The sequence below is a fragment of the Rhodococcus sp. WB9 genome (assembly GCF_007558985.1).
GTDB classification, from domain to species: domain Bacteria; phylum Actinomycetota; class Actinomycetes; order Mycobacteriales; family Mycobacteriaceae; genus Rhodococcus_F; species Rhodococcus_F opacus.
Genome location: NZ_CP041769.1, coordinates 3,805,401 through 3,822,123, shown reverse-complemented (window position 1 = coordinate 3,822,123; position 16,723 = coordinate 3,805,401). Strand labels below are relative to the sequence as shown.

Genomic DNA, 16,723 nt, shown 5'->3' with positions numbered 1-16,723 from the left:
CGATGTTCATCGATCCTCTGACCCCAGTCAGTATCGATGCGTGTCGATGAAGGCAACCATCGATCAATATCGATATAGTAAAGGGTATGACTTCCCTGGACATGCCGGCCGTCCGCACCCCTGGCGCCGATCAGGTGGATGCGTTGGCGCCGGAGGACGCGCTGACCTACGCCGGGTGGTTCGCCTGCCTGGCCGATCCCACCCGGGTGCGGCTGCTGCATCAGGTCGCCTCCCGGCCGGCCGGGATCACCGTTGGCGCGCTGGCCGAGGCGCTGGGCATCGGTCAGCCCACGGTGTCGCACCACGTGCGCAGGCTCGCCGACGTCGGGTTCGTGTCCGTCCACAAGGACCGCACCAGCACCGTCGTCACGGTCAACCCGTCCTGCTGCACCGGTCTGCCACACGCCGCCGACGCAGTGATGGGGGTGCTGACCGCGCGCCCCTGCTGCCCGGACGACCTGCCCCAAGACGTCACGGTTCGCCGGATGCGCGACGAGGATTGGGAGGCGGTGCGCCGGATCTACGGCGAGGGCATCGCCACCCGCACCGCCACCTTCACCACCGAAGTCCCCGCCCGGGAAACCCTGGACGCGCAATGGCTTCCCGGGCATCGGTGGGTCGCCGAGATCGACGGCACGGTGGTCGGCTGGGCCGCCCTGTCCCCGACGTCCGGGCGGGACTGCTACGCCGGGGTGGCCGAGAACTCGATCTACGTCGCCGACGGGATGCGCGGGCGCGGGGTCGGCAAAGTCCTGCTGCGCACCCAGGTGATCGTCGCCGACGAGGCCGGGCTGTGGACCCTGCAGACCTCGATCTTCCCGGAGAACCGTGCCAGCATCGCCCTGCACCACTCCGCCGGATTCCGGACCCTCGGTGTCCGCGAACGTATCGCCCAACTCGACGGCATCTGGCGCGACACCGTCGTCCTCGAACGCCGCTCCCCCGTCGCCGGATAACCCTCCGAATCAGTTGGAGTGCGCAATGTCCGAGCAGTCACCTGTCGATCGTGCCGCGATCGCCGCGGACCTCGAGCGCGCCCGGAGCGTGCTGCACGAGTTGCTCGACGCCGCGAGTTCCGTAGAGCTCTCGCAACGTTCGTCCGGTACCCGGTGGACGAACGAGCAGCTGCTGTTCCACATGGTCTTCGGCTACATGGTGGTTCGCCGGCTGCTCCTGCTGATCCGGATGTTCGCCCGGTTGCCCGAGGGGGCGAGCCGACGGTTCGCGAATGCGCTCGATGCCGCCACCCCAGTCTTCGACGAGGTCAACTATCGAGGCTCCGCCCTGGCGGCGCGCGTCTACAACCGACGCCGGATGGGCCGCCACTTCGACCGCCTCATTGCGTCGCTACAACGTTCCTTGGCCCGGGAAACGAACGCGAACCTGCACCGTGGCATGCACTTTCCAGTCCGCTGGGATCCGTTTTTCGACGACTACATGACCGCCGAACAGCTCTACCGCTACCCGGGCCTGCACTTCGACTTCCACCGCCACCAGCTCACCCTCGACTGAATGTGCGTCGAGGTGACGGGGATGCTGGTCGGAGATGTCGATCCCGAACTCCTCACGCAGCACCAACACCGTTTGGGGGTGCATGCCCGGTTTCGGGGCGGGTGCCGGCACTGATTGCTTCGATCCGTTCGCTGGTGTGCTCGCGCATCAGAGCTTCCGCGATCGCGGAGCGGGCACGGTTGCCGCTGCACACGAACAGCACCCTGCTGAGGTCCGGGGCATGTTCGGGATCGTTCCCGACGTCACTTACCGTCGGCCCAGCCGGCGCGAGGGTCGAATCCGCCTGTTGCCTCTGCCCGGGCGTATGCACGCAGCGCCTCAGCGGCTTCGTGGCCGAGATCGGGCGGGACCGCGACCTCCACGGTGACCAGCAGATCGCCCGCCGCGTCGCCGCGGTGGGGCACCCCACGTCCGCGCAGCCGGAACGTTCTCCCGGACTGGGTGCCTGGCGGGATCTTCACACCGACCTGACCTTCGAGGGTGGGCACGGACAGCATTGTCCCCAAGGCTAGTTCGGCGAACGACACGGGAACGGTGACGGTGAGGTCATTGCCGCTGCGGGCGAACACCGGGTCCGGGTCCACGCGCACGGTGACGTACAGGTCCCCCGACGGCGCCCCGCCGAGACCAGGTTCGCCCTGCGCCGGTAGCCGGATGCGTTGCCCGTCGCTCACCCCGGGCGGAACATGGACGGAGACGGTGCGGGTGCGGTCCCCGATCCCGGCGCCCTGGCAGTCCGGACACGGGGCGTCGACGATCGATCCCGTGCCCCGGGTTCCCGGTCGTGTGCCGGAGCCGTGACAGCTGGTGCACACCATCGGCCCACTCACCCGCAGCGGCAACACCATCCCGGCGACCGCCTCCCGGAACGACAGCCGGGTCTCGGTCTCGACGTCACTGCCCCGCCTCGGCCGGGCCGACGCAGTTCGGGTTCCGGCGCGCCGGAACAGGTCCCCGAGCACATCACCGACCCCGCCCAGAGGATCGCCCACGATGAAGGGCGAACCGCTCCCGAACAGGTCCCCGAAGTCGAAGCCCCCCGACCCGGCGCGCGGAGGAAAACCCGTCCCGGTGAACGCCCCGGATCGGTACAGCCTGCGCATGCGGTCGTATTCTTTGCGTTTGGCGGGGTCCGAGAGCACCGCATGCGCCTCGCTGACCTTCTTGAATCGTTCTTCCACCTCGGTGTTGTCCGGGTTGGCGTCCGGATGCAGCTCCCGCGCCAGCTTGCGGTACGCCTTCTTGATCTCTTCGGCCGACGCCGTCGAAGGGACACCCAGGGCGGCGTAGAAGTCACGGTCGAACCATTCCTGCTGCGACACTTGGCATCCTCCTTCCTTCGCGGGGGCCGCTGGGCGAGAGCGCCGTGCGCTCCGAGACCGGCGCCGTCAGGCTGTCGGTCGGCGTCTCAGGAATCGCCGGCCGGTGCCGTGCCCGTGACATCTCCCGGCGGGGCCACCCCCTCGACGACGGTGACCGTCGCGGTCCGCAGCACCTTGTGGTCACCGAATGTGTAGCCGCGGCGCAGCACCCGGTCTACGACGGGATCACCCCCGGTGCCTTCGTGCTGGACCGCTTCGTGCAGGGTGGGATCGAAGCGCTCGCCCTCTTCGCCGAATGCGGCCACTCCCAGGCCGCTCAGGATTGCACCGAGCTTGGCCGCGATCGCACGCAGTGGTTCGTTTTCGAGGTCGCCGTGCTCGCGGGCGCGGTCGAGGTCGTCGAGGATCCCGAGAAATTTCGCCGCCACCGAGGCCGTCGCGGCCTCGACGGCGGCGTGCCGGTCGCGTTCGATCCGGCGTCGGTAGTTGGTGTACTCGGCTTGCACCCGCTGCAGATCGGCGGTCAACTCCGTCACTCGATCAGGGTCTTCGCCCGCGGTTCGATCGGTCCGGTCACCAGGGTGCATCTCGGCGTCCGGCGTGGTCGGGTCGGGATCCCGTTGTGGGGTCGGGGTGACAGGATCGCTCGGGGTGTGCCCACGTACCCGGCCGGTCTCCGGATCGGCGCGGCGTTTGTCGGTGATCGAGATCGGTTCCCGCGGCGGCTTGTCGCCGTTGCGGCGCTCGCTGCTACTCATCGGGTGTCCTCCCGTCCAGGTTCGTCCACCACCTCAGCGTCGAAGACTTCATCGGTGCCTTCAGAGGACCCGTTCCCCCCGCCGGGGGCGGCCGAGTCCTTCGCCTGCGCGTCGTAGATCGCCTGACCCAGGGCTTGCGAGTCGGTGGCCAGTTTTTCGATGGCCGTTTTGATCGCCGCGACATCGCTGCCCTTCAACTTCTCCTGGGCATTCGCGATCGACGACTCGACCTTCTCCTTGACGTCGGCGGGCACCTTGTCCTCGTTGTCCTTGATGAACTTCTCGGTCTGGTACACCAGTGACTCGGCCTGGTTGCGGACCTCCGCTTCCTCCCTACGCTGGGCGTCCTCCGCGGCGTGCGCCTCGGCGTCCTTGATCATCCGGTCGATCTCCTCCTTGGACAGACCGGAGCCCTCCTGGATCTTGATCGTGTTCTCCTTACCGGTGCCCTTGTCCTTCGCGGTCACGTGCACGATGCCGTTGGCGTCGATGTCGAAGGTGACCTCGATCTGCGGCACCCCACGCGGTGCCGGCGGAATCCCCGCGAGCTCGAACGAGCCGAGCAGCTTGTTGTGCGAGGCGATTTCACGCTCACCCTGGAACACCTGGATCTGCACCGAGGGCTGGTTGTCGTCAGCGGTGGTGAAGGTCTCGGAACGCTTGGTCGGGATGGTGGTGTTGCGCTCGATGAGCTTGGTCATCACGCCACCCTTGGTCTCGATGCCGAGGGACAGCGGGGTGACGTCGAGGAGCAGCACGTCCTTGACCTCGCCCTTGAGAACACCGGCCTGCAGGGCAGCGCCGACGGCGACGACCTCGTCCGGGTTGACACCCTTGTTCGGTTCCTTTCCGCCGGTCAGCTCGCGCACCAGATTCGTCACGGCGGGCATACGGGTGGAACCACCGACGAGCACGACCTGGTCGATGTCCTTGACGGCGATCTTCGCGTCCTTGATCACCGATTGGAACGGCGCGCGGGTGCGGTCGAGGAGATCGGACGTGATCTTCTCGAACTCGCTGCGCGACAGCTGCTCGTCGAGGAACAGCGGGTTCTTGTCCGCGTCGACGGTGATGTAGGGCAGGTTGATCGACGTGCTCTGCGAGGAGCTCAGTTCGATCTTGGCCTTCTCGGCGGCCTCGCGGAGACGCTGCAGGGCCATCTTGTCCTTGGTCAGATCGATGCCGTTCTGAGCCTTGAACTTGTCGACGAGCCACTTCACGATCCGGTCGTCCCAGTCGTCACCGCCGAGGTGGTTGTCGCCGGAGGTGGCGCGAACCTCGACGACGCCGTCGCCGATTTCGAGCAGCGAGACGTCGAAGGTGCCGCCACCGAGGTCGAAGACCAGGATGGTCTGTTCCTTGTCGCCCTTGTCCAGGCCGTAGGCCAGGGCGGCCGCGGTGGGCTCGTTGACGATGCGCAGGACGTTGAGACCGGCGATCTGGCCGGCTTCCTTCGTGGCCTGACGCTGGGCGTCCTCGAAGTACGCGGGGACGGTGATCACGGCGTCGGTGATGTCCTCACCCAGATACGATTCCGCGTCCCTCTTCAGTTTCATCAGCACCCGGGCACTGATCTCCTGCGCGCTGTATTTCTTGTCGTCGATCGCCACATGCCAGTCGGTGCCGATCTCCCGTTTCACCGAGCGCACCGTCCGGTCCACGTTCGTCACTGCCTGGTTCTTGGCGGGCTGGCCGACCAGCACCTCACCGTTCTTCGCGAATGCCACCACCGACGGGGTCGTGCGCGCACCCTCCGAGTTGGCGACCACCTTCGGGTCGCCGCCCTCGAGCACGCACACCACCGAGTTCGTGGTCCCCAAATCGATACCCACCGCGCGAGCCATGACCGCCTCCAGCACCACACCGGGTGGGTGTGGTGCTTCCGCTGATCGTTCGGCATCACACCCACCGAACTTGAGTGTTATCGACTCAATTTTCTCCCCGGGAGAGATCGAGGTCAAGGCAAAGAATTGAGCGTAGAACGCTCAACATTGTGTGTGTCGCTCGGCGTCACAGCACCACCATCTCGAACTCCTCGACGACTAGCCACCGGAGACCGCGCCGCCGCTCACGCCCGGCAACGCCGACGTCTATCGGCCGCGCAGCCCGAACGGGTTTCCGTCGGCATCGGCGAGCACGCAAATCCGTGTCTCGGGTGCGACGTGACGCGGAGCGGTGCGCTCGGTTGCGCCGACGGCAAGCAGAGTTTCGCGTGTCGCGTCGAGGTCCTCGACGTCGGCGAAGGCAACCGGTCCGGCGGTCTCGTCACCTGGATTCAGGGCGACCTCGAAGCCGTCCACGTTGTACCCGACGTAGTAGGACTCGTCGGTGTGAGGTGCGCCGAGCAGCGCGGTGTAGACCGCCTTGGCGGCGTTCAGGTCGGACACGGGGATCACCAGGCTGCGGATCGTGGGGCTCATGTTCATCTCCTCGGGCTACGGCGATCATCGGCGACCGCCTCGTCGGCGATGGCAGCAACCACGCTGTGTGCCCGCGAGGGCGGGCGCTTCTCGATTCCTGACCGTTCTGTCGGTGTGTGTCCGCCATAGCGTATCGACGCACGCAGGTTCCGGTGACGTTTCGGCCGGCCGTTTCGGCGTGGTCGCTGATCCGCCCTCCCCTAGCGGTGGCGGATCGCCCACCGCTTCACCGCCTTTGATGCTCTGACCCCGGAACCCGTTGGGAAAGCGCGATCGGTGTTACCTTGAGCCCTGTGTGTGGCGGTCGGCAATCCTCGCGGCGGCGCACGGCGCTGCTCACCGTGCTGGCGGTGATCGCCGCCGACGGGATGGTCGTGCGGATCGGTCACACCAACGCGGCGGGCGATGTGCTCGAGACCCTCCCAGATCTCGTCGGGACGCTCGCGCGGCGCCGCACCCCGGGGCGCGGTGCCGTCGGCACACGGCTGTCCCTGCCGGGCCGCGCCCGGGCACCGTCATCGACCTCGGCCGAGTCGCCCATGCCCGTGCGGAACAGCACCTGTGTGCTGCGGGTGTGACCGACCGGCACCGGCTACCGTCCCATCATCGGATCTGACGCCGCAGCCACCCTCTCGTGACCGCCACGGGCACGCGCGCCACACCTCTCCCCCGACCGTGCCGCGCGGCCCGATTATCGTTCCCGCACCGGTAGATTCGTTCCGGTGCACCCCGTCGGAATGAGGTGCCGTAATTGCATTCCAGGACCGTTCTCAAACTCGCCGGCGCCACCGTGGCCGCGGGGGTAATGCTGGCCGGGGTGATGTTCCCGGTCGCCGCCGGGCTGGGGTACGCATCCAACCGTGCCGCCGACAGCGTCGGTAATTCCTCGGCCGAACTGGCCGACGGAGTGGTGCCGGCGGTGACGACGATGACCGACATCACCGGGAACCCGATCGCCTGGCTGTACGACCAGCGCCGATTCGAGGTTCCCAGCGACCAGATCTCCAACGAGATGAAACTGGCGATTCTCTCCATCGAGGACAGACGGTTCGGCGAACATCAGGGGGTGGACTGGCAGGGCACGATGCGGGCGTTCTTCACCAACACCACCAGCGGTCAGATCGAACAGGGTGCCTCTACCATCAATCAGCAGTACGTGAAGAACTACCTGCTGCACGTGGTTGCCAAGACCGACGCCGAACGCCGTGCCGCGATCGAAACCACGCCGGTCCGCAAGATCCGGGAGATCCGGATGGCGATGACCCTCGATCAGGAACTCTCCAAAGAGGAAATTCTCACCCGGTATCTGAACCTGGTGCCGTTCGGCAACGGTTCCTTCGGGGTGCAGGACGCCGCCCGCACGTACTTCGGCATCGACGCCAAGGACCTGAACCTGGCGCAGTCGGCGATGCTCGCGGGCATGGTGCAGTCCAGCTCCGCGCTCAACCCCTACACCAACCCCGAGGGGGTGTTCGAGCGCCGCAATGTCGTTCTCGACACCCTGGTCGTGAATGTTCCGGACCGGGCCGCCGAGATCCGCGCCCTGAAGGAAACGCCGCTCGGGGTGCTCCCGAAACCGAACAACCTGCCCCGCGGATGCATCGCCGCCGGTGACCGCGGGTTCTTCTGCGACTACGCATTGCAGTACCTCCAGACCGCCGGGCTGTCCCGGGAGCAACTCGAAAAGGGCGGCTACCTGATCCGCACCACCCTCGATCCGGCCGTGCAGGGTTCGGTGAAGGCGGCGGTGTCCACCTACGCCGACCCGAAACTCCCGGACATCGCGAGCGTGATGAACGTCGTGCAGCCCGGGCAGGACCAACACCGGGTCCTGGCCATGGCGGGCAGCCGCAACTACGGCCTGGACGCAGCCGCCGCGGAGACGGTCCAGGAGTTGCCCTATTCACTGTCCGGGCACGGCGCCGGATCGGTGTTCAAGGTCTTCACCACCGCAGCAGCCATGGAGAAGGGTTTGCGGCTCAACGCGATCCTCGACGTGCCCGGGCGGTTCGACGCCCGCGGGATGGGCGACGGCGGTGCCCCCGGGTGCCCTGCGGCGACCTATTGCGTGCAGAACGCCGCCCCGTATCCGCGGGCGCTGTCGGTCACCGACGCCCTCGCCCAGTCCCCGAACACCGCGTTCGTGAAACTTCTCCAGGCCACCGGCGTGGATGCGACGGTGGACATGGCGGTGCGCCTCGGCATGCGGTCGTACACCGAACCGGGAACCTCCGGGTTCGGAGACCAGAGCCTGGCCGACATGCAGAAGGACCAGAATCTGGGGTCGTTCACCCTGGGCCCGGTGTGGATCAATCCGCTCGAATTGTCGAATGTCGCCGCGACCCTGGCCTCACACGGCAAGTGGTGCCCACCGACCCCGATCGACTCCATCGTCGACCGCGAGGGCAGGCCGGTCCCCCTCACCCAGCAAGCCTGCGAGCAGGTCATCGATCCCGGCCTGGCCGACACCCTGTCCAACGGGCTCAGCAAGGACGACCTGCCCGGTGGCACGGCGTCGGCCGCGGCCGCGGCCGCCGGGTGGAAGCTGCCGATGTCCGGCAAGACCGGGACCACCGAATCGCACATGTCGTCGGCATTCATCGGGTACACCAACAACCTGGCCGGCAGCGTCTACGTATTCGGGGACTCACCGACCCCCGGACAGATTTGCACCAGCCCACTCCGCTCGTGTGGGGACGGCAACCTGTTCGGCGGCACCGAGCCGGCCCGCACCTGGTTCACGGCGATGATGCCGATCGCAAACAACTTCGGCCCCACCACCCTGCCTCCGATCGACCCGCGCTTCGCTCGCTGACTGGAGGGCCGGCGCGTGGTCCTCCAGCGTGCAGAGAGGAGAACATCTGACGGCGAGCTGGATCTCACCTGTCTCCTTGTGTAACGCGGGCGGGAGCCCGCGCGGTAACACAAGTGCCTCACCGGCCGCGTCAGTCGTGTTTCGCGCCGGTGGGGCCTCTCTCCGGGGGTGGAGACGCGGATCTCGACCTCGGCCGGCAAACCCACGCGCACATCGACTTCCAGCAGTGCGGGTGCGCTCGGTCAGGCGTTTTCCTTGCGGAAGGTACGGGTTCCCCACCACACCGCGACGACGAACAACACCACCGCCCACGCGGTTCCCCACACAATCGCGGAGTTCGCGAAGTCACCGAAGAACGAATCCCGCACGGCGTCGACGACATGGCGGATCGGCATGAAATCGCTGGCCGTCTGCAACCAGGCAGGACCGATCGTCATCGGCAACAGAATTCCGGACAATAGCAACACCGGCATCATCACCATGTTGATCACCGGAGCCATCACGTCTTCGCTCTTGGTGGTCAAGGCGAATGCATTCGACGCCGCCGCACAGGCCCCGCCGAGCAGCAACGTCAGCAGCACCCCGAACACGATGCCCCGCAACGACGCCTCCATACCCATCACGAAGCCGAGCAACACCAAGATGATCGCCTGCACGAACAACTGGAGCAGGTCCCGACCCAGTCGCCCGACCAGTAAAGCGGTGCGACTGGCCGGAGTCACCCGCTCCGCCTCGATAACGCCCTCCCGCCACTCCCCGATCAGGCTGAATCCGGCGAAGAACGCACCGAAGATCCCCAACTGCACCAACATGCCCGGCACGAAGAACGTGTACGCGTTGTCCACCCCGAACTGACCCACCAGCGGAGTCAGCAACGGCCCGAACAACAACAGGTACATGACCGGCTGCAACAGGCCGATGATCACCCAGGCGGGGTTGCGCAGATTCATCCGCAGCTGGCGGCGGAAGACGATGAAACTCTCACGGGCGAACGTCATTGGCCTGCTCCTGGAGTGGTCAGCGCGGGGGCGGGGGTGGACTCGGATTCAGGGTCCCCGGTGGCGGTATCGGAGGCGGCGGTCTCGGCGTCGCGCAGCGACCGTCCGGTCAACGTCAAGAACACGTCGTCGAGGGTCGGCCGGTGCACCTCGATCGAGGCCAGGGTCACGTCGGTGCGGTCGAGGTCGCGAAGCAGTCCCGGGATCGCGCGCCCGGCACGCTGGACCTCACCACGGACATGATGGCCGTCCACCTCCACACCGGCCAGACCGTGCCGCGGTGCCTCGGCGATCGTGCCCAGCTTGTCTCTCACCAGCGGCACCATGTCGAGGTCGGCGATTTCGAGGTCGACGAGATCGCCGGCGACCTGCGCCTTGAGGTTCTCCGCCGTGTCCGAGGCGACGATTCGACCACGATCGATGATGACGATGCGGTCGCTGAGGGTGTCGGCCTCGTCCAGGTAATGGGTGGTGAGGAAGACCGTCGCACCACGGCGGGTCCGCAGCTCGGAAATATGCTCCCACAGGTTCGCCCGCGCCTGAGGATCGAGGCCCGTCGTCGGCTCGTCGAGGAACATCAGGCTCGGCTCGTGAATCAGCCCCATGACGATGTCGAGTCGGCGTTTCTGCCCACCCGACATCGTCTTCGGCATCCGGTCCCACAGCCCGTCCAGCTGCAATTGCGAAAACAATTCTCTGCCGCGGGTTTCGACGTCCCGCCGGGAGCGGCCGTAGAGCATGCCGTGATCCATCACCTCCTCCCCTGCCCGGGCGCCGCTGAAGACCCCACCGCTCTGCGAGACGTAGCCGATGCTCCGCCGCACCTGCGTGGATGCGCGGACCACGTCGTATCCGGCGACTGTGGCCTCGCCTGCGGTCGGCCGCAGCAGGGTGGTCAGCATCCGCAACGTCGTGGTCTTCCCCGCCCCGTTGGGGCCGAGGAACCCGACGACCTCGCCTTCGGCGACATCGAGATCCACCCCGTCGACGGCGCGAACCTCCGATTTCTCCCGTCCGTGGCGGGTGTGGAAGGTTTGGACGAGCCCACGTGCACGAATCACGACAAGCACTCTCCTCGAGGTCGGTCAGGCCAGTATTCAAAGATGACAGGTCGGGGCACAACCCGTTTTCGTTCTCTGCGTGATGCAGACTCCTTCCGCACACAGAACTAAGTGATGCGGTCCCCGGCGGAGTCGCCGGTGTGTGAGGGTCCGAGGGCAGCAGGCAAGAAAAGCGCTCCGACAGACGTTCCGTCATCGAAGCACCGGGCGGGTTACGACAAGGACGACCCACCATCGACGGGTGGTGACCCCGTCGGCACCACGATCGAGGTCGGCGGCGGCCGCGTTGCAATGGGGCAACGGCGAGTACGGCGTGGTGCTGGCCCACGGTGCCGTCTTCGACGCCGCCAGCTGGGAGGATCAAGCCACAGCGATCGCCGACCAGGGTGCCACTGTCGTCGCCGTCGAGGACATCGCGCCGGAGTCGATCGCGGCCGCCGTCGCAAAGCTCCACGACGACGGGCATGCCGACGTCGCACTGGTGGGCGGAAGTGCGGGCGCCGATGTGATCCTGCCACTTGCCTCCCAGCAGCCCGACCTCCCTGATCAGCTGGTATTGCTCTCCCCCAACCGGGTTGTCGACGGCCTCGGCGGGGAGCCCAAGCTGTTCATCGCCAGCGAGGACGAGCCCGTCGCCCACGTGTCGCAGCAGCTCGCCGACAGCTCACCAGGCGTCGACCACGAGATGATCCTTCTGCCGGGCTCCGCCCACGCGCAGAACATCTTCGACGGCGAGAGCGGTGACGCGGACCATAAGCGATCCTCGAGCGGCTGCCCAACTGAGGACCGCGGCAGGTGGATCGGTGCCTCGTCCAGCCGATGATTGCGACGGGTCCTGCACCGGTCACTTCGAAGACCGCGGCGGACACCTTCGGGAACTCGTATTCAACGCCCACACCGAGGCGGCCGCGGCACCTGAATAGCGGCCGAACTCGGACGACGGCCGTTGCGCGCGACTGGCGGCTGCGTTCGGGCGTGCTCGCCGAGCGGAACCCGGGGCCCGATCACGGCAAACGGCGTGCGGTGACTGCGCCGTGAGGCCTGTGACCGCTCCCCGTTCGTGTATGTGTCTCGATCACCTCGAAGCCGGCCGTGACCAACTTCTGGCTGAGTTCCGCTACCGGCCAACGATAGGCAGCGGTGACGGCATGGTCGAAAGTCCCTACGATTGCTCCTTTGAAGAAGCCCACCAACAACCCTCCGCCCGGCCGGATCACGCGTGCGAACTCGGCGAGCGGAGTCTGGATGTCCTGCGGACTGTGGTGAATGAGCGAGTACCAGGAAAGCACACCACCCAGTGATTCCGTCTCGGCGTCCAATGCCTCGAAGCCGCCGACTTCGAAAGGGAGGTCTGGATACTGCGTACGAGCTCGTTCGACGAACTCAGGAACCAGATCGATCCCGCTCGCAGCCAGTCCGCACGCTGCCAAGAAGTCTGTCCACTGCCCCGGACCACAGCCGGCGTCGAGTACGGGACCAGTCAGGGTGGCGGCCCAGCTGCTCACCAGGGCCCGATCCGATGGGTGTGTCGAAGTCACGGAGCCAAAGAGGTCCACGTACTCCTGAGATCTGGCCGAGTATGACTCTCGGACGGTGTCGCCTGGTCGGGCGCTCGTATTCGCCATGCCGTCAATGATCGTCGATGGCGTGCTCCAGATGCCGAACGCTGACCGGCACGTCCCGACAGCCGGCCCTCGAGCGGAACTCTCTGAGCAGGTAGCACGGGAAACTCTGCTACCCACGGCCGATGAATTCCTCGTCGCCGCGCAGTCTGTATGTAATGAATGCTCCTTCCGCTCCAGCGGGAGGAGCGCGTTGAGGTGACAAGGAGCGTGCACACCGTGGACCAAGAGAACGTGAGCGCCACGCTGACCGTGGGCGTGCCCGCCGCCACGGTGTTCGCGGTGCTCGCCGACCCGACGACCCATTCTGCGATCGACGGCACCGGCTGGGTGCAGGAAGCCACCGACCAGTCGCCGCTGACCGAGGTGGGGCAGATCTTCCGGATGGACATGTATCACCCCAACCACCCGAACGGCGACTACCAGGTGGCCAACCAGGTCCAGGTGCTCGATCCGCCGCGCGCCATTGCCTGGCTGACGGGCCAGGAGAAGGACGGCGGTCACCTGGAGTTCGGCGGCTGGTTCTGGCGTTACGACCTGGTGCCACGTGGTCCCTCCGAGACTGCGGTCACGCTCACCTACGACTGGTCGGCGGTGCCACAGTCCATCCGGGAGTACCTCCAGTTCCCGCCGTTCGGTCCTGACCATCTCATCAACTCGCTGCACCACCTGGCCGAGCTTGCCGCACCGACGTCCCGGGCTCGGACCCCCGACCGCTAGATATCTGCCGGTCGGCCCGCCGTCGCGGTCCGCCCGAGCACAGAAGGCCGTCGAGTAGTCCTACGGTTGGGCGAGCCGCTCGAGGAGCCATGAATCGATGCCGGTGAGGGCCGTCCTGGCCATTGCCGTGGGGTGGCCGGTGAACCCGTGGGGCGACTCGGGATAGATCCGGAGCTCGACGTCATTGCCGGTGGCGGAGAGCCGACCTGCCATCGCGAAGTTGTCTTCCAACAACACGTCATTGCATCCGACGACCAGCAGCGCCGGGGGAAGGCCGTGGAGGTCGCCGTAGACGGGAGAGATGTCCGGAGTGGTGCGATCTTCCACGTGGCCGACGTAGGCCTGGATGAAATACTCGTCTGCGATCCGACGTCCGGCCGGAGTCTGCGCGCTCAAGTCATAGGTGCCGAATTGGAGTGTTGCCAGAGCGAGTGTGGCTCCCGCCGACCGCCCCCCGATCGCCAGTCGTGATGATCCGAAGCGGGCATCAGCGTGGCCGACGAGCCAGAGCGCCGCCGCTTCACAGTCATCGGGTGCGGCCGGCCACGGGTGCTCCGGTGCCAGCCGGTAGTCGACGCTGACGACGGCGATGTGGAGAGCGTCTGCGAGCTCACGGTTACGCGCGTCATCTCGCGCTGCGGAGTCCATGTAGAAGCCGCCACCGTGTATGTCCAGATAGACGCCCCGCGCTCGGCCGTCGGTGGGAGTGAAGATCCTCACCGGGACGCGTGCTCCCGCGGCTTCGACCATCTCTTCGATCGCCGGTGGATCGGCGGGAGAAGGACCGGACCGCCTCGCCCGCATGTCCCTCAATTCCTCGAGAGTGCTGGGGCCACGTCCAGCTGGCCGCGAGTTGTAGAAGCTCCGAGCTTCATCGACCTGCTCCGCCGGCACGTCAGCCGACAAATCGTCCAGCGCGAACCGCACGCGCCCTCCTCACCCTCGGGGGTCTCATCACGACGCTGTTGCCGCACCGAGCGACGCGGACCCATCATGCCCTACGTCCTCGCAACAGGTCGCCGGTCAGCGATCGCCGATCGGGTACGCCGATAGGCGTTCGGCTTGCGGAAAGGCTGCATTGCCACGGCCGGAGTCTGGTGTCCGTATCCGTCCGTCGTTGTTGATCGTCGACCTCTACTGCGAATCGATCACTCGATCGTTTGGCAGTCCGGTGGATCGAGAAGTCGAAGGATCCGGTGAGGCGCGCTGATACCGAACAATCTGAGTGTCGGCCGTCGTCGGTTGAATTATCTACTTCCCGACGGTTCTCACTGTTCGCGACCCGGCCAAGATGCTATCGGTGCGGATGACTGCAAGAGTTCGGCGCGGGTGCCGGGCATTCCGCTCTCACCCCGTTCGGAGGATTTGACTGCCAGAACCTGGTTGATACCGAGCCGATTCGCCGCAAAAGCCAACGCCGCGCCGGCCATGTACAGCCGCCATACCCGTGCCCGCCCGGCGCTGCTGTGGGCCACCGCTTCGTCCCAGTTCGCCTCCAGATTCCCCACCCATGCCCGCAGGGTCAGCGCGTAGTGCTCGCGCAGGGACTCGACGTCGCGCACCTCGAACCCCGCCCCTTCGAGTGCCTCGATCATCGGCGCGATCGGTTCGATTTCTCCGTCGGGGAACACATAGCGATCGATGAAGGACGTTTTGGAGAACTTGGCAGCGGGTTTGCCTGGTCGTCGCGAGATCGCGTGGTTGAGCAACCGCCCCCGCGGGCGCAGCAGCGCAAACAGGTCCGCGGCGTAGGTCGCCAGCATCGCGGCACCGACGTGCTCGGCCATGCCGATGCTCGAGATCGCGTCGTAGGGACCGTCTGTGACGTCGCGGTAGTCCTGGACTCGGATCTGCACCAAGTCCCCCACACCCGCGTCGACCATCCGTTTGCCGGCGTATTCCGCCTGCTCGTGGGACAGGGTGACACCGACGACGTGCACGCCGTAGTTGCGCGCCGCGTGCAGCGCGAAGGTCCCCCACCCGCAGCCGACGTCGAGGACCCGCATCCCCGCGGTCAGGCCGAGCTTGCGGGCCACCAGATCACATTTGGCGTACTGAGCCGCGTCCAGATCAGCGGTCGGCTCCGCCCAGTACGCGCACGAGTAGGTCATCGACTCACCGAGCACCAGTCGATAGAAGTCGTTGCCGACGTCGTAGTGGTGGCTGATCGCGGCGGCGTCACGATCCTTGTCGTGCCGGTGCCCGCGCGCCGGTTTCATCTCCTCCGCCGGCGGCTTCGGTGGCAGGCCGATGATCCCCAGACGCAGCGCCGCTGTCGCCAGTGCCTTCTTCGTTTGCTTGTCGATCCGCACACCGGGACCCCTGCTCGGGTCCGACACCTGCTCCAACACGTCCAGCCCGGCGAGCAGGTCTCCCTCGATGTCGATGTCGCCGGACACGTAGGCCCGAGCGAAACCGAGATCGTTGGGCGCCCACAGCAACCGCCGCAGACCACGCCGATTGACGATGTGCACCTGCCACGGCGCGTCCGAAGGCCCACTGCGACTACCGTCCCAACACCTGATCCCCACCGGGACCTGCGTACCCACCACCGCACGAACCAGCGGCGCCACCGTGTCAGCGACCGTCATACACACCTCCGTCGAAGTTCGGGGTCCGACCAGCGCACAGGACTGTCGACCCGCACCAACGTCCCGCAAACCCACCTCGTCGACCATATCGATGGAACCCCCGTTGCCGCACACCTTCACACCAATTCCCGCTCGGCATAACCCTGTCTCCGAACGCCGCTCGGCTTCACGCGCCGACCGCGACCGCGATGGCGCACTGCCAACTCGGAGCGAACGGATCAGGCGCCCTCGGCTCCGGCGTTACGATGGCGTCGACGAGTCCGTCCGAGAGCCAGGGGTGCCCATGTCGGATCTGGATCAGGCGTTTACCGATGCACAGGAGAACGTCAAGAAGCTCACCTCGAGACCTGCCAACGATGAGCTACTGCGGCTGTACGCGCTGTTCAAGCAGGGGTCGAAGGGTGATGTCGAGGGCAAGCGGCCCGGTCGGTTGGACATGGTCAACCGCGCCAAGTACGACGCCTGGGCCAAGTTGGCGGGTACGAGCAGCGCCGACGCCAAGCAGGGCTACGTCGACCTGGTAGCCAGGCTCACGCAGGGCTGAGTTTGGAAGTTCCGGTCCCGTGCTGCCCGATCGCCCATACGAGAGCCGAATTGTGTCGCCGCAAGCCGACGTGCGCCGGCACGCGCATCGAGACGGGAGTGTTAGCAGCGAACCCGGCTTCCACAGCGGGCAAGCCGCTGGCTCCGTGCGGGTCGACGCCGGAGAAGTACATCGTTCCCCGGAATCAGCTCTGTGCCCGCTCATTCGAGCGTCTACACCTACGGTGTAGATGCAGCGGCCGTCCGCGCCGACCGGGCCGTCCGGGAGGTGGTGACCGCACCGGCGGGCGTGCGGGTGTTCCGGGTCCGGTGGCGCGAGCGGATGGTCGCGGGGGCAGGAGCCCGTCGGCGTCGGTAGCGA

The 16,723-nt window shown here is 66.6% G+C and carries 18 protein-coding genes; 8 read left to right on the top strand and 10 right to left on the bottom strand.

Annotation, left to right across the window (positions count from 1 at the left end; genetic code table 11):
* Positions 1 to 86: 86 nt before the first annotated feature.
* Together FND50_RS17675 and FND50_RS17670 are read left to right on the top strand one after the other, a co-directional pair.
* Positions 87 to 956, top strand: a complete 870-nt coding sequence (locus tag FND50_RS17675; protein ID WP_144286527.1) for a GNAT family N-acetyltransferase — start codon at positions 87 to 89, stop codon at positions 954 to 956.
* Between the two features lie 25 nt (positions 957 to 981).
* Positions 982 to 1,512, top strand: a complete 531-nt coding sequence (locus tag FND50_RS17670) for a DinB family protein (protein WP_144286526.1) — start codon at positions 982 to 984, stop codon at positions 1,510 to 1,512.
* 52 nt (positions 1,513 to 1,564) lie between these two features.
* Here FND50_RS17670 and FND50_RS17665 read toward each other — a convergent pair whose 3' ends face one another.
* From FND50_RS17665 to FND50_RS17645, 5 genes are all read right to left on the bottom strand, one after another.
* Positions 1,565 to 1,705 carry a hypothetical protein gene (locus FND50_RS17665; RefSeq protein WP_260851039.1) on the bottom strand — a complete coding sequence of 47 codons (141 nt, stop codon included), beginning with the start codon at positions 1,703 to 1,705 and terminating at the stop codon, positions 1,565 to 1,567.
* Between the two features lie 49 nt (positions 1,706 to 1,754).
* Positions 1,755 to 2,834, bottom strand: coding sequence for a DnaJ C-terminal domain-containing protein (locus tag FND50_RS17660; RefSeq protein WP_144286525.1), 1,080 nt, complete (start codon positions 2,832 to 2,834; stop codon positions 1,755 to 1,757).
* Positions 2,835 to 2,920: 86 nt separating this feature from the next.
* Positions 2,921 to 3,592 (bottom strand): nucleotide exchange factor GrpE, encoded by a 672-nt coding sequence (gene grpE / locus FND50_RS17655; protein ID WP_144286524.1) that lies wholly within the window; start codon positions 3,590 to 3,592, stop codon positions 2,921 to 2,923.
* Positions 3,589 to 5,436: a molecular chaperone DnaK gene (gene dnaK, locus FND50_RS17650; protein ID WP_144286523.1), complete on the bottom strand. Its 1,848-nt coding sequence runs from the start codon at positions 5,434 to 5,436 to the stop codon at positions 3,589 to 3,591. The genes grpE and dnaK overlap by 4 nt, the downstream gene beginning before the upstream one ends.
* Before the next feature lie 246 nt (positions 5,437 to 5,682).
* Entirely contained in the window at positions 5,683 to 6,012 is a 330-nt protein-coding gene (locus tag FND50_RS17645; protein ID WP_144286522.1) for a VOC family protein, read from the bottom strand.
* Positions 6,013 to 6,305: 293 nt separating this feature from the next.
* On the opposite strand from FND50_RS17645, the gene FND50_RS17640 reads away from it, so the two are divergent.
* Positions 6,306 to 6,590, top strand: coding sequence for a hypothetical protein (locus FND50_RS17640; RefSeq protein ID WP_144289093.1), 285 nt, complete (start codon positions 6,306 to 6,308; stop codon positions 6,588 to 6,590).
* A gap of 173 nt (positions 6,591 to 6,763) precedes the next feature.
* The gene (locus FND50_RS17635) at positions 6,764 to 8,827 is read left to right on the top strand and encodes a transglycosylase domain-containing protein (protein WP_005262572.1); all 2,064 of its coding nucleotides are present in this window, start codon (positions 6,764 to 6,766) and stop codon (positions 8,825 to 8,827) included.
* A gap of 242 nt (positions 8,828 to 9,069) precedes the next feature.
* On the opposite strand, the gene FND50_RS17630 is transcribed toward FND50_RS17635, so the two are convergent.
* Together FND50_RS17630 and FND50_RS17625 are read right to left on the bottom strand one after the other, a co-directional pair.
* Positions 9,070 to 9,825, bottom strand: a complete 756-nt coding sequence (locus FND50_RS17630) for an ABC transporter permease (protein WP_054246334.1) — start codon at positions 9,823 to 9,825, stop codon at positions 9,070 to 9,072.
* On the bottom strand, positions 9,822 to 10,886 hold the full coding sequence (locus tag FND50_RS17625) for an ATP-binding cassette domain-containing protein (RefSeq protein ID WP_144286521.1): 1,065 nt from the start codon (positions 10,884 to 10,886) through the stop codon (positions 9,822 to 9,824). The genes FND50_RS17630 and FND50_RS17625 overlap by 4 nt, the downstream gene beginning before the upstream one ends.
* A 241-nt stretch (positions 10,887 to 11,127) precedes the next feature.
* Between FND50_RS17625 and FND50_RS36165 the strand changes: the two genes are divergently transcribed.
* Entirely contained in the window at positions 11,128 to 11,709 is a 582-nt protein-coding gene (locus tag FND50_RS36165; RefSeq protein ID WP_260851016.1) for an alpha/beta hydrolase, read from the top strand.
* A 181-nt stretch (positions 11,710 to 11,890) separates the two neighbouring features.
* On the opposite strand, the gene FND50_RS17615 is transcribed toward FND50_RS36165, so the two are convergent.
* On the bottom strand, positions 11,891 to 12,511 hold the full coding sequence (locus tag FND50_RS17615; protein WP_186301309.1) for a class I SAM-dependent methyltransferase: 621 nt from the start codon (positions 12,509 to 12,511) through the stop codon (positions 11,891 to 11,893).
* A 216-nt stretch (positions 12,512 to 12,727) separates the two neighbouring features.
* On the opposite strand from FND50_RS17615, the gene FND50_RS17610 reads away from it, so the two are divergent.
* Positions 12,728 to 13,228: a polyketide cyclase gene (locus tag FND50_RS17610; RefSeq protein WP_222105605.1), complete on the top strand. Its 501-nt coding sequence runs from the start codon at positions 12,728 to 12,730 to the stop codon at positions 13,226 to 13,228.
* Between the two features lie 60 nt (positions 13,229 to 13,288).
* Here FND50_RS17610 and FND50_RS17605 read toward each other — a convergent pair whose 3' ends face one another.
* Positions 13,289 to 14,155 (bottom strand): alpha/beta hydrolase, encoded by an 867-nt coding sequence (locus FND50_RS17605; RefSeq protein WP_144286520.1) that lies wholly within the window; start codon positions 14,153 to 14,155, stop codon positions 13,289 to 13,291.
* A 341-nt stretch (positions 14,156 to 14,496) separates the two neighbouring features.
* Positions 14,497 to 15,819 (bottom strand): cyclopropane-fatty-acyl-phospholipid synthase family protein, encoded by a 1,323-nt coding sequence (locus tag FND50_RS17600; protein WP_144286519.1) that lies wholly within the window; start codon positions 15,817 to 15,819, stop codon positions 14,497 to 14,499.
* A 283-nt stretch (positions 15,820 to 16,102) separates the two neighbouring features.
* Between FND50_RS17600 and FND50_RS17595 the strand changes: the two genes are divergently transcribed.
* Both FND50_RS17595 and FND50_RS36160 read left to right on the top strand, forming a co-directional pair.
* On the top strand, positions 16,103 to 16,363 hold the full coding sequence (locus FND50_RS17595; RefSeq protein ID WP_037206268.1) for an acyl-CoA-binding protein: 261 nt from the start codon (positions 16,103 to 16,105) through the stop codon (positions 16,361 to 16,363).
* 192 nt (positions 16,364 to 16,555) lie between these two features.
* On the top strand, positions 16,556 to 16,720 hold the full coding sequence (locus tag FND50_RS36160; RefSeq protein ID WP_186301308.1) for a hypothetical protein: 165 nt from the start codon (positions 16,556 to 16,558) through the stop codon (positions 16,718 to 16,720).
* The last annotated feature ends 3 nt before the right edge of the window (positions 16,721 to 16,723 follow it).

Excerpts from the sequence above, each read along its gene's own strand:
- dnaK (WP_144286523.1), bottom strand. The coding sequence starts at position 5,436 with ATGGCTCGCGCGGTGGGTATCGATTTGGGGACCACGAACTCGGTGGTG.
- FND50_RS17675 (WP_144286527.1), top strand. The coding sequence starts at position 87 with ATGACTTCCCTGGACATGCCGGCCGTCCGCACCCCTGGCGCCGATCAG.
- FND50_RS17595 (WP_037206268.1), top strand. The coding sequence starts at position 16,103 with ATGTCGGATCTGGATCAGGCGTTTACCGATGCACAGGAGAACGTCAAG.
- FND50_RS17600 (WP_144286519.1), bottom strand. The coding sequence starts at position 15,819 with ATGACGGTCGCTGACACGGTGGCGCCGCTGGTTCGTGCGGTGGTGGGT.
- FND50_RS17630 (WP_054246334.1), bottom strand. The coding sequence starts at position 9,825 with ATGACGTTCGCCCGTGAGAGTTTCATCGTCTTCCGCCGCCAGCTGCGG.
- grpE (WP_144286524.1), bottom strand. The coding sequence starts at position 3,592 with ATGAGTAGCAGCGAGCGCCGCAACGGCGACAAGCCGCCGCGGGAACCG.
- FND50_RS17615 (WP_186301309.1), bottom strand. The coding sequence starts at position 12,511 with ATGGCGAATACGAGCGCCCGACCAGGCGACACCGTCCGAGAGTCATAC.
- FND50_RS17670 (WP_144286526.1), top strand. The coding sequence starts at position 982 with ATGTCCGAGCAGTCACCTGTCGATCGTGCCGCGATCGCCGCGGACCTC.
- FND50_RS17645 (WP_144286522.1), bottom strand. The coding sequence starts at position 6,012 with ATGAGCCCCACGATCCGCAGCCTGGTGATCCCCGTGTCCGACCTGAAC.